Origin of the sequence: Flavobacterium adiutor (assembly GCF_048282555.1) — a bacterium.
Classification (GTDB): Bacteria; Bacteroidota; Bacteroidia; order Flavobacteriales; family Flavobacteriaceae; genus Flavobacterium.
Window position 1 is genome coordinate 4,595,008 of the sequence record NZ_CP182487.1, and the last position, 12,324, is coordinate 4,607,331.

The 12,324-nt window shown below is 33.6% G+C and carries 12 protein-coding genes and 1 riboswitch; of the genes, 2 read left to right on the forward strand and 10 right to left on the reverse strand.

Features of this window, described 5'->3' with window-relative positions; all coding sequences use genetic code 11:
• Positions 1–36 precede the first annotated feature (36 nt).
• Positions 37–819, forward strand: coding sequence for a sulfite exporter TauE/SafE family protein (locus ACNC7R_RS19415; protein WP_417942677.1), 783 nt, complete (start codon positions 37–39; stop codon positions 817–819).
• Positions 820–894: 75 nt separating this feature from the next.
• On the opposite strand, the gene ACNC7R_RS19420 is transcribed toward ACNC7R_RS19415, so the two are convergent.
• From ACNC7R_RS19420 to ACNC7R_RS19465, 10 genes are all read right to left on the reverse strand, one after another.
• A complete protein-coding gene (locus tag ACNC7R_RS19420) occupies positions 895–1,305 on the reverse strand; it encodes an RrF2 family transcriptional regulator (protein WP_417942678.1) in 411 nt (136 codons plus the stop codon).
• A gap of 137 nt (positions 1,306–1,442) precedes the next feature.
• The gene (locus ACNC7R_RS19425) at positions 1,443–1,943 is read right to left on the reverse strand and encodes an RDD family protein (RefSeq protein ID WP_417942679.1); all 501 of its coding nucleotides are present in this window, start codon (positions 1,941–1,943) and stop codon (positions 1,443–1,445) included.
• Positions 1,944–2,096: 153 nt separating this feature from the next.
• Positions 2,097–3,269, reverse strand: coding sequence for a trans-sulfuration enzyme family protein (locus ACNC7R_RS19430; protein ID WP_417942680.1), 1,173 nt, complete (start codon positions 3,267–3,269; stop codon positions 2,097–2,099).
• A gap of 139 nt (positions 3,270–3,408) precedes the next feature.
• Positions 3,409–3,840, reverse strand: coding sequence for an OsmC family protein (locus tag ACNC7R_RS19435; protein ID WP_417942681.1), 432 nt, complete (start codon positions 3,838–3,840; stop codon positions 3,409–3,411).
• A 17-nt stretch (positions 3,841–3,857) separates the two neighbouring features.
• Positions 3,858–4,160 carry a DUF1330 domain-containing protein gene (locus ACNC7R_RS19440; RefSeq protein ID WP_417942682.1) on the reverse strand — a complete coding sequence of 101 codons (303 nt, stop codon included), beginning with the start codon at positions 4,158–4,160 and terminating at the stop codon, positions 3,858–3,860.
• Positions 4,161–4,172: 12 nt separating this feature from the next.
• Positions 4,173–6,584: a bifunctional aspartate kinase/homoserine dehydrogenase I gene (gene thrA, locus ACNC7R_RS19445; protein ID WP_417942683.1), complete on the reverse strand. Its 2,412-nt coding sequence runs from the start codon at positions 6,582–6,584 to the stop codon at positions 4,173–4,175.
• A gap of 21 nt (positions 6,585–6,605) precedes the next feature.
• Positions 6,606–7,568: an alpha/beta fold hydrolase gene (locus ACNC7R_RS19450; RefSeq protein ID WP_417942684.1), complete on the reverse strand. Its 963-nt coding sequence runs from the start codon at positions 7,566–7,568 to the stop codon at positions 6,606–6,608.
• Positions 7,569–7,642: 74 nt separating this feature from the next.
• A riboswitch (SAM riboswitch) is annotated at positions 7,643–7,750 on the reverse strand.
• A gap of 187 nt (positions 7,751–7,937) precedes the next feature.
• Positions 7,938–8,138 carry a hypothetical protein gene (locus tag ACNC7R_RS19455; RefSeq protein ID WP_417942685.1) on the reverse strand — a complete coding sequence of 67 codons (201 nt, stop codon included), beginning with the start codon at positions 8,136–8,138 and terminating at the stop codon, positions 7,938–7,940.
• A gap of 686 nt (positions 8,139–8,824) precedes the next feature.
• Complete coding sequence (locus tag ACNC7R_RS19460; protein WP_417942686.1) at positions 8,825–10,129, reverse strand: O-acetylhomoserine aminocarboxypropyltransferase/cysteine synthase family protein; 1,305 nt, start codon at positions 10,127–10,129, stop codon at positions 8,825–8,827.
• Between the two features lie 79 nt (positions 10,130–10,208).
• Positions 10,209–10,379, reverse strand: a complete 171-nt coding sequence (locus ACNC7R_RS19465) for a hypothetical protein (protein ID WP_417942687.1) — start codon at positions 10,377–10,379, stop codon at positions 10,209–10,211.
• Positions 10,380–11,049: 670 nt separating this feature from the next.
• Between ACNC7R_RS19465 and metK the strand changes: the two genes are divergently transcribed.
• A complete protein-coding gene (metK, locus tag ACNC7R_RS19470; protein ID WP_417942688.1) occupies positions 11,050–12,300 on the forward strand; it encodes a methionine adenosyltransferase in 1,251 nt (416 codons plus the stop codon).
• The last annotated feature ends 24 nt before the right edge of the window (positions 12,301–12,324 follow it).

The window sequence follows — 12,324 nt, forward strand, 5'->3', positions numbered from 1 at the left end:
TAAAAATGTTATTACTTTAGCGGCAAATTATTTTTTATGGATTTTCAGATTGGTCTTGTAATTGCAGGTTTGGTTGTTGGATTTATTGTTGGGTTAACTGGTGTGGGTGGAGGCTCTTTAATGACGCCTATTTTGTTGTATTTTGGCATTCCACCAACAAAAGCCGTTGGGACTGATTTACTTTATGCTGCTTTTACCAAAGCCGGAGGTATATTTGTACATAACAAAAAAGGAAACATCAACTGGAAAATTACTGGCTGGCTAACCTTAGGAAGCGTACCCGCTGCTTTATTAACACTATGGATTTTAAACAGCATCAAAACAGATATTGAAACTGTAAATGAAATTGTTAAAACAAGTTTAGGATGGGCATTACTCTTTACTTCTGTGGCTATTATATTCAAACAAAAAATATTAAAGTTTTCCCAGAAACACGCAGGGGATAAATTTCATAGCGAAAGCACCACTCAAAATATGCTCACTGTAGGAATTGGAGTTTTATTGGGTGCAACAGTAACACTGACTTCAATTGGAGCTGGCGCATTAGGAACAGTTACGTTATTCTTTCTGTATCCTTTACTACCAACACCCCGTTTAGTGGGGACTGAAATTGCGCACGCTGTCCCACTAACATTAGTTGCAGGTGTTGGACATGCTTCAATGGGAAATCTGGATTTAATATTGCTAGGACAATTACTATTAGGATCTCTGCCGGGAATTTTTATAGGAAGTATGCTAAGCGGAAAAGTTCCCGATCAGTTTCTTAGAAATGCAATTGCAGTGATGCTTTTTTTAGCGGGATATAAATTAATTTTTTAATACAAACTTTAAAAAATGACCATTTTGTAATTTGAAATGGTCATTTTTTTTATTCATTAAGAAATAGACTTTAAATCAAAAAGCTATATCCGCCAAAGAATTACTTTCCAGTATTTTAAGCGTATTATCCCGAACTTCGGTCATCAAGCGCCTTGCTGCACAGGTTGATTCGTCATCACAGTCATCACATTTTTCATAAAAGTTATGACTCGCACAGGGCAATAAGGCTATTGGGCCTTCAAGAATACGATATACTTTGGCCATACTAATATCTTTTGGTTCTTTTATCAGATAATAACCTCCGCCTTTTCCTTTTTTGGCACCCAAAAAACCGGAGTTTCTCAATAGTAATAAAATACTTTCCAGAAATTTGATCGAAATATGTTCGTTTTTAGCAATTTCAGCAATTTGTACAGGATCATTATTTTCACGTCTGGCCAAATATGTCAAAGCTTTAATTCCGTATTTTGTTTTCTTTGAAAGCATTTTTATATTTTAGTATGGAAAACCGTTTTAAAGTTATTATTTGGATAACTAAAAACAAGTTTACTGTTTTATACTGCAAAAATAAGGTTTTTTAAATGAAAAAAATATAAGCCATTTGTTAAATTCTACTATACCTATCAAATTACTTCATTATTTCCAATTAAATTAAATTCATGAAATAACTTTACTTCTTTTTCTAAATCTTTTTTGTTTACAACATAGGTATTAGAAATAGAGTCATGCCAGCCTCTGCTTCCTAAAAAGGAAAAGCCGTCAAAAGGAATTAACCGACATAATGTTCTTTTAAGAATAATTCCGAAAGAAGGTTTTTCTCCATTTTCATCTACCACAACAGTTCCCGTAATTAATTTACCCAAAGATCTTCCAAAAAGACTTTCGGTAAATGAATAATAAAAAATAGAAATTACCACAAAAATCAATTGTCCTTCTAAATCACTCACATTACCCATCCAGTATAAGAATTCATTTAAATCAAAAAGACTTGCCAGTATAGCAGCGACAAAAGACAAAGCAAAGATTAGAGCAATGATAGCAACAATATCTAAAATATAATTTAGAAAACGGCTTCCAGTAGAAGCTAATAATTTATCATCAAGAACATAAGTAGTGTTATTCATAGTCAGACTATTTATTAATTTGTTAGTATGAAACAAAAATATACTTTTTAAAGAAACAACAATAAAAACAAATGACGTTTTTAATAGTAAAAGTTACCATTAAAAACGTCATTTATGTAATTGAAAAATAATACCTAAAACAGAAAATAAAAATTAAGAAAGCGCCTGCTCTAAATCAGCGATTACATCTTTTACTGTTTCCAAACCTACAGAAACACGTACTAAACCTTCAGTAATACCAACTGCCAATTTTTCTTCCACAGACAACTTACTATGTGTAGTTGACGCCGGATGTGTAACAATTGTTTTTACATCACCGATATTAGCTGAAAGTGAGCACAATTTAATTTTATCCAGAAATTTACGTCCAGCTTCTATTCCGCCTTTAATTTCAAAAGCAATAATATTCCCTCCTAAAAGCATTTGCTTTTTAGCGATTTCATACTTTGGATGTGATTTTAAGAAAGGATATTTCACACTGTTCACATTTGGATGGCTTTCTAAAAACTCGGCAACTTTCAAAGCATTTTCGCAATGTCTGTCTACCCTAACCGCTAAAGTTTCTAAACTTTTTGACAAGACCCATGCATTAAATGGCGACATTGCCGGTCCTGTATTTCTTGAAAACAAGTATATTTTACGAATTAACTCAGCATCCCCAACCGCAATACCCCCTAAAACGCGCCCCTGACCATCCATTAATTTTGTAGCAGAATGTACTACTATATGCGCACCGTATTTAATTGGCTGCTGAATGTATGGTGTTGCAAAACAATTATCAATTATTAAAATCAAATTGTATTTTTTGGCAATTTGCCCTAACAACTCCAAATCAATTACATCTACACCCGGATTCGTAGGGGTTTCTGCGTATAAAATTTTAGTGTTTGGCTTAATAAAACCTTCAATAGTTTCGGGTTTGTTGATATCAAAATAAGTCGTTTCAATATTCCATTTTGGAAAATAAGTCATAAACAACGCATGTGTGGATCCAAAAACGCTACCCGCAGAAACAATATGATCGCCAGATTCCAATAAAGCAGCAAAAGTGGAATAAATTGCTGCCATTCCGGTTGCAAAAGCATATCCTGCCTCAGCTCCTTCCATTGCACAAACCTTATCTACAAATTCTGTTGTGTTTGGATTACTAAAACGGGAATAAATATTACGTATTTTTTCTTCTGTAAAAGACGCTCTCATGTCCTCTGCATCTTCAAATACGAAACTTGATGATAAATATAATGGACTTGAATGTTCCTGAAATTGTGTTTTCTCTAAATGTGTCCTGATGGCTTGTGTTTCAAAACCAAATTCTTGTTCGCTCATTTTATTTGTTTTTCTTGTTTCAAGTTTTAAGTTTCAAGTTTTTTGCAATCGGCAATAACCAGCACTTAAAACTCAAACTGTTTAGAGTTGATATTCAATGTTTATTTTGAATTATCTCATTCTCTAATTTTCTAATTATTTATTTTTCTAATTCTACACCGTTCAAAATTACCTTGTAGTGTATCGTGGCAGTTGGTTCTACTGTTTTAGAAACTGAGCAATATTTTTCGAAAGATAGTTGTGCCGCTTTTGCAGCTTTGTCTTCTTTTATATTTCCTTCCAAAGAAAAAACTACATAAATATCTTTAAATGGCTTTGCTTCTCCTACCTGTACGCGCTCACCTTCAACCTCAGCTTTGAAAGAAGTAATTTCCTGGCGCTGTTTTTTTAGAATCGAAATCATATCAATTCCGCTGCAGCCTGCTACTCCCATCAAAACTAGTTCCATCGGGCTTGGTCCCATATCGTTACCTCCAAAATCAGGACGCGCATCAACATTTACTATATGTCCACGTTCGTTTTTTAATTGGAAGTGAAAGTTTTCGTTTACTCTGTCTAATGTTATTTTCATTTTATTTATGCTTTAAATCAAAGTTTAGTTCCTTTTATAAATAAAGTCGATTTTATAGATTGCTCTCTCAAATGAAGAAACTTTTTTCGTTCCTCATCGTGTTTGAAATTCTCAAAATCTTCTTCTGATGCAAATTCTACCAAATGAATTTCATACGGTTTTTCTATATTATTCTCAATATAACTTTTTTCCTCCGGTCGTACCCGAAGCAATAATCGTCCGTTGTATTTCAAAATCGTTGGAATAGCAATATTTTCAAACTGATGAAAAACTTCTTCCTGTCCTTCGATTACATATATGAATTGCGTTATAAATATCATTTGCTGGAAATTTTATCCTTTTTCAGAAAGCCTCAAAATATCTCCAAAAACACCTCTGGCTGTTACTGCTGAGCCTGCCCCTGCTCCCTGAATTACGATTGGTCGATCTCCGTAAGATTCTGTATAAATTTCAAAGAAAGAATCAGAACCTTTCAATCCACCCAAAGCAGTATCTGAAGGTACAGAAACTAATTTCACTTCCAGATTTCCTTTGTCATTTTGCAAATCACCTGACAACTCTCCAATATAACGCAATACATGATTTGGCTCTTGTTCTTCTTTTATTTTACTATAAATTGGATCAAATTCTTTTAACTTCGTTAAGAAATCAGCCGCACTACCTTCCCTTAAATGCTCTGGAATTAAGTTTTGAATTGAAATTTCTTCAAATTCATTTTGCAAATCCAACTCTCTAGCTAAAATCAATAATTTTCTACCTACATCATTTCCACATAAATCTTCACGTGGATCTGGTTCCGTATATCCATTATCAATAGCTTCTTTCAAAATATCACTAAACGGAGCCTCTTTTGCAGAGAAATTATTAAACAAATAACTCAATGTTCCAGAAAACACTCCTTTAATTTTAGTGATATTCTCTCCAGATAGATGTAATAATTTAATGGTATCAATTAATGGTAATCCCGCACCCACATTGGTTTCGTATAAATAATTCTTTTGGTTTTCAGCCAATACTTTTCGCAATTCTTTATAAAAACCGTAACTCAATGTATTAGCCACTTTGTTAGAAGAAATTAAATCGAAACTGCTTTCTGCAAGCTTGATATAATTTTCTACAAATGAGGCACTTGCCGTATTATCAATCGCAATTAAGTTTTCTAAATGGTATTTATCTGCGTAATCGATAATATCCTGAATGGTGTAATCAAGTCCTTTTTTTTCAATTTCATTTTTCCAGTCAGAAGCTACACCGTTTTTATTTAAAATCAATTTTTTAGAATTCGCAATTGCAAAAACATTCAGCTTGATATCCTTGCGCTTTTCGATAGCATCCGCTGATTCTAAAATTTGATTGATCAGCGTTCCGCCAACCAATCCATGTCCAAAAATCGCAATATTGATTTTCTTGGAAACTCCGAAAATCTCTCCGTGAATTACGTTTAGGGCTTTATTGAGTTCGGATTTTTTAACTACCAAACTCACGTTTTTACCCGTAACGGTGTTATTAAATAATATCGGAACAATTTTATTTTTGATTAATGCTGTGTATGGTTTATGGAAAGTACTCAAATCCTGACCAATAATCGAAATAACCGAAACATTATCTGTTACCGTAATCTGATTTACATCTTTCGAATAAAAATCATTTTCGAATTCTTTCTCCAATTCCACCATTGCCGTTGTTGCTTTATCAGTCGCCACAACCAAACCAATTCCTCTTTCTGAAGAACCCTGCGAAATAATACTTACACTAATATCGTTATCACCCATTACTTTGAAAATTCGTGCATCAACGCCTGCTTTTCCAAGTAATCCGCGTCCTTCCAGATTTAAAAGAGAAACATTTTCAAGAACCGAAAGTGTTTTGATTCCTTCTTTAGTCGAATCAGAAGTGATTAAAGTCCCGCGGTTTTCATGATTGAATGTGTTTAGGATTCGAAGCGGAATATTTTTTTCCAACAAAGGAATAATTGTTTTCGCATGTAGAATTGTAGCCCCGAAATTGGCTAATTCATTCGCTTCATTGAATGATAAAAATTCGATTTTTTTAGCATCTTCAACTAAATCCGGATTTGCGGTATAAATTCCGTCAACATGCGTGAAATTTTGTAATTCTTCTGCATTCAAATAATTGGCAATTAAAGAAGCAGTATAATTACTGCCGTTTCTTCCTAAAGTTGTGGTATCGTTGTTGTTATTTGAACCTATAAAACCAGTTATAACATTCACCGTTTCATTGTGTTCTTTAAAATAATTGACTACATTTTTTTTGGAAAGCTGTTCCAAAGGCTGTGCATCTCCAAATTTAGAATCTGTTTTCAACAATTCCCTTGAATCTGTAAAATTGGCAGGAATTCCTTTTTCGATCAAAATAGCCGTTAATAATTTTGCCGAAAGCAATTCTCCTTTAGACAAAATCTGATCTTTGATTTTATTGCTATAATCGCCAATCAGGCTTACTCCTTCGTAAAGTTTATCCAGAATGGTAAACTCTTCAGACAAATCAACCTGAGGATAATCCGAAACCTGATAGGTTTTGAAATTCTCCAATAATCGTTTGTAATCGCCGTTTTTAGCAGCAATTTTTAAAATATATTCTAATTCATCTGTAGCATTTCCTCTTGCAGAAACTACTACAGCGATTTTTTCGCCCAGATTAACTTTCTCAGCAATAATAGAGACTACTTTATTAAGTCCTTCTCCGTTTGATAATGATTTACCTCCAAATTTTAATATTTTCATTGTATTTTTTTATTATTTATGCTAAAAAATAGCAGCAAGTAAATTATCTAATTGTTTGTACTCAATTAAAAAAGCGTCATGTCCGTGAACCGAATTTATTTCGCTGTAAAAGACATTGTCTTTAACCTTTTTTAATTCATTATAAGTTTCCAGATTCTCTTTTGGTGTAAAAAACAAATCTGAATCGATCGCAATAATGTGAATCGCTGCTGTTGTTTTAGAAAGCAACGTTTCGAAATCTTCACTATTTCTTGTAATATCTATGGTTTTTAGCAACTGGTTCATCAGTTTATAAGATGACAGCTGATAGCGTTGCTGCAACTTTTTACCATGATGTGCCAGCCAGCTTTCTATATTAAAAATCAAAAGATCCTGATTAATCGTGCGCTGAAATTTTTCTTTGAATGATTCTGGAGAACGATAACATAACATGGCATGAATCCTGGCATCTTCGATTGGTTTTGATGAATTGTTCAGGATTTGTTCCTGTAAAAAACAGTTGGCAATCATCCAGTCGGTGGATTTCCAGTCCGTTGCAATCGGAATTAAATGTTTAGTGATGTTTGGAGCCAATGCCAGCATTTCCCAGGCAATCCCTCCTCCTACCGAACCTCCGATAATTGCATACAACTCCTCAATTTGCAAAGTTTCTATTCCCTTCAAAAAAATTCGGGCAACATCCCTTGCTGTAAAATCCTGATAATTTTCAATACTGAAAGAATCGCTCCCGTTACCCGGAACATTAAATGCCAAAACAGAATATTTAGTAGTGTCGATTGTTTTTCCCTCACCAATTAAATCTGACCACCAGCCATTTTCTCCGGTAACCTGTGCATTTCCTGTTAAGGCGTGATTTACTAAAACAACAGGAGCAGTGTGCAATGGCAATCCAAAAAGTGCAAAACTTAAAGGTAATGAATTATACAAAGCACCACTTTCGGTAGTGAAATTTTGTAATATGATAGGGTTTGGTATACTTTCCAATTTCAAATCTTTTATTTTTTGATTTGTATATGGAAATATTAGAAAGAAAGTCTGGAACGACTATAAAACTTTTTTTGTTATCTTTCCACGTTGGGCGTGGTAGAATGCAGCACCTTCTTCGCTTTACCGAAGGGTTGCTAAGGATTCATCGGGTCTAATCCCTCGTCCTTTCTTTATAACATTTCAATACGTTTCTGAACTTAACGATGCAAATTAACTACTAATTTCTTAAACAAACAAATTTATCTCAACAGATTCTTCGTTTATTTCAGTATATCACAAACAAAAACTATTGTACGCAAAAAATTACCGAACGAAAATGCCCAGTAAAATTAAGCAGGTACTTACCTATTTGAAATGCCTTTTGACCTAGATAAAAAGGGTTTCATTTTCTTTTGAATACATTAAAAACAATAAAGAATCCGGATTTTTCTTTTCTGTTTTAGTATTGGTTTCAGTAACTCCAAATCTTGGATGTATTAATTCATTTTTTGGCGGCAGGCTGTTTTTTTTAGTCCTTATTCTTTTTAAAGTAGAAAATGCTTTTGTCAAGTAGTTCAAAGTGCTCATGATATTTAGTGTTTAGTTTATTTTATATTGAATTATTTTATTCTTCTTTGATTAAGTCTTTTAAAACAAAAAACCCTTTTGGTTTCAGATGCCAAAAGGGTCAAGTTATTTTAACTTACAATACTTTTGGAATCAACAGACGCATACGCGAATAGCTGCGACATTGAACATCTTGTTCATCTGAAGGGACTTATTCATCTGTGATTTATTTGTTATTTTAAAAAATTCTAGCATTTTGTCGTATAATTAAAAAAGCCTCTCAAAATATTTTGGGAGGCTTTGCTATATTTGATATTGTTCTTACAATTTTTAAGCAATAGACACCCCAAAGGTTTCTTTCGAAATGGCGCAAAACATTTTATAGGAATTAAACATATCTTCAGTAGTTTTTGGGTTTAACAAATATGCGAAACTTTTTTTTATTTACCAAATATTTACGCACAAATTCAGTAAAAAAACATTTTTTTAACGTTAAAAACATCTTACAAAAACTACATCGTTTGAAATTCACGTTAAAACTTACAAATAACTTCATTCGCTCATTAGCTTTCTCCATAAATCAGACTTTCAAAGAACGCTTCTTACATAAATACAATTCTAATTATGCTTAAAAATGTAATTCAAAAAAAATCACCTTTGGTAAATGAATACCAGAGGTAATTTTTCAAACAAAAAACAAAAAAACTTTAATTTTTATTAAAGACTGTATTCGATTTGGCAACACTTGCAAAAACGGTTTTCAAATCTGCAATTAAATCTTCTATATCTTCAATACCTACTGAAAGGCGGATTAAATCTTTTGAAACTCCTGTTTGCAACTGTTCTTCATCTGTTAATTGTTGATGGGTAGTACTGGCAGGATGAATAATAAGCGATTTGGTATCCCCAATATTGGCCAAAAGTGAGAATAACTTTGTTTCATCAACAACTTGTTTGGCTGCTTCATAACCTCCCTGCAGACCAAAAGTAATAATCCCGCTTTGACCTTCCGGTAAATATTCCTGAGCTAAATCATAATATTTGTTCGATTTCAAGCCCGGATAATTTACCCAGAGCACCTGATCTTGTTTCTCCAACCATTTCGCTAAAGCCAGCGCATTTTCACTGTGTTTTTTAATTCGGATTGGCAAAGTTTCCAGCCCCTGAAGAATCTGAAAAGCATTAAACGGACTCAAAGCTGATCCAAAGTCCCGCAGTCCTTCAATTCTTACTTTTGCAATAAAAGCTGCATTTCCCAGCGCTTCGTGATAAACCAGTCCGTGATAACCAAGGGATGGTTCTGTAAATTCAGGAAATTTCCCGTTAGACCAGTCAAAAGTCCCGGCGTCAATAATAACACCTCCTAAAGAAGTTCCGTTACCTGAAAGATATTTTGTCAATGAATGAATAACTATGTCAGCACCATATTTAATTGGATTCAACAAATAAGGAGTAGCAACTGTATTATCTACAATAAAAGGGACTTTGAAGTTTTTGGCTTCTGCAGAAATTGCTTTTAGGTCCAATACATCTAATTTTGGATTTCCAAGTGATTCAACAAAAAATGCCCTTGTATTTTCTTTTGACGCTTTGGTAAAGTTTTCTGCTTTTGAAGGATCTACAAAAGTGGTTGTAATTCCTAAACGCGGCAAAGTGACTTTTAAAAGATTATAGGTACCTCCGTACAAACTATTTGACGCTACAATATGATCCCCCGATTTTAATAAAGTTAATAACGTTGTAGAAATAGCCGCTGCCCCTGAAGCAGTTACGACAGCTCCGATTCCGCCTTCGAGCGAAGCCAGTCTTTGTTCTAAAACGTCATTAGTAGGATTATTTAACCTTGTATAAATGAAACCAGCCTCAGCCAAACTAAATAAATTGGCAGCATGATCCGAATTATTAAAAACATATGATGATGACTGGTAAATTGGTACCGCTCTTGTTCCAGCATTTTTAGTTACGTCGTGTCCTGCGTGAAGTGCATTTGTAGCAAATTTTTGTGTACTCATGATTTCTTAGTTTTTTAGATTATTATTCTTATTTTTTAGTATTATTATTTTATTGTAATTGATTTTTAGGATTGAACTATTAAATAAAAAGATTTTCATTTTCTGCGGAATACATATGTGCAAGAAGTGAATTTGCTTCGCTTGAATAGAACTTGCCTTTTTGTGAACTGAAGTTTGATTTTTGATTTTGAATTAATCCAAAAACACTTTTCGGGTTAATTGATTTTAAGATTTTATATATGATTTTCATGATTTTTAATTTTTAAATAATGGAATAAAAAAAGCCCTTTCGGATGGCTGCCGAAAGGGCTATAGTTAGGAACTATAACAAAGATTCATCTTTACTTTCAGCAACAGCAGCGTGGGATACACATCGGCATCATACAACATATCATCATTTTATTTGCTACTGAATTACCCATTTATTATTTTTTATTTATTTTCAAATTAAGTCAAAAAAAAACCTCTACAAATTGCAGAGGTCTTATTGTTATTTTTAGTTTTTAATCCTAAACAATACTGCACTCTGCGGAAAATTCCGACATCATACAACACATATTTTTAGTAATTAAATTCATTTCTCTGATTATTTCTTCTGCAAATTTGAGAACTTTTTTTCAAACCACCAAACAAAAAGCAAATTAATTTCAATTACCCCATCAATTTAATATACTAATGTTAAATTTATCTTTGAAAAAATAAAAAAAGTTGAACTTTAATTTGCAAATCAAAATGGTTTTGTACTTTTGCACGCAAATACAGAGGAAAAATTTGAACTGATTGCAACCTCTTCATAATGAAATGGTTCGTTATGAATACTGAAAAACAAATTTCGGTAGTAAAAAATGCTAAAGCAGGAACTCTCCTTTAGCCATTTTCAGCAATTATTTTCCTCGCTTAATTTAATTTAATACATTATTATGGCTTATTTATTTACGTCAGAATCTGTTAGTGAAGGGCATCCAGACAAAGTTGCAGATCAAATTTCGGATGCATTAATTGATAACTTCTTAGCATTTGATGCTGACTCAAAAGTTGCATGTGAAACTTTAGTTACAACTGGACAGGTAATTCTGGCCGGAGAAGTAAAATCGAATACCTATCTTGATGTGCAACAAATTGCCCGTGAAGTAATCCGTAAAATTGGATATACCAAAAGTGAATATATGTTTGAGGCGAATTCTTGTGGAATTCTTTCTGCAATTCATGAGCAGTCTGCAGACATTAATCAGGGAGTGGACAGAGCTAAGCCAGAAGAGCAAGGTGCAGGAGATCAGGGAATGATGTTTGGTTACGCTACAAACGAAACTGAAAATTTCATGCCGTTAGCTCTGGATTTATCTCATAAATTATTACAGGAATTAGCAATCTTAAGACGTGAAAACAAAGAAATCACCTATTTACGCCCTGATGCTAAATCCCAGGTAACTCTAGAATACAGCGACGATAACAAACCAACTCGTATTGATGCGATCGTGATCTCAACTCAGCATGATGATTTTGATGAGGAAGCTGCCATGTTAGCAAAAATCAAAAAAGATATTATTGAAATTTTGATTCCGAGAATTATTGCTAAAAACCCAAAGCATGCTCATCTATTCAATGATAAAATCAACTACCATATCAACCCTACAGGAAAATTCGTTATTGGAGGCCCTCATGGTGATACTGGTTTAACTGGAAGAAAAATCATTGTGGATACTTACGGTGGAAAAGGTGCTCACGGTGGTGGTGCATTCTCTGGAAAAGATCCAAGTAAAGTAGACAGAAGTGCAGCTTATGCAACGCGTCATATCGCTAAAAACTTAGTTGCTGCAGGAGTTGCTGACGAAATCTTAGTTCAGGTTTCGTATGCAATTGGAGTAGCGGAACCAATGGGAATTTTCATTGAAACTTACGGCACATCAAAAGTCAATTTAACGAATGGCGAAATTGCTAAAAAAGTAGAAGAGCTATTCGATATGCGTCCTTACTTTATCGAACAACGTTTGAAATTAAGAAATCCTATTTACAGCGAAACTGCTGCTTACGGACACATGGGACGTAAACCCGAAACGGTTACTAAAACTTTCTCTGCTCCAGGTGGAAACGAAAAAACAGTTACTGTTGAATTATTTACCTGGGAAAAACTTGACTTTGTAGATAAAGTAAAAGCTGCTTTTGGATTGTAAAATCAGATTCTTAGACTACTTAGT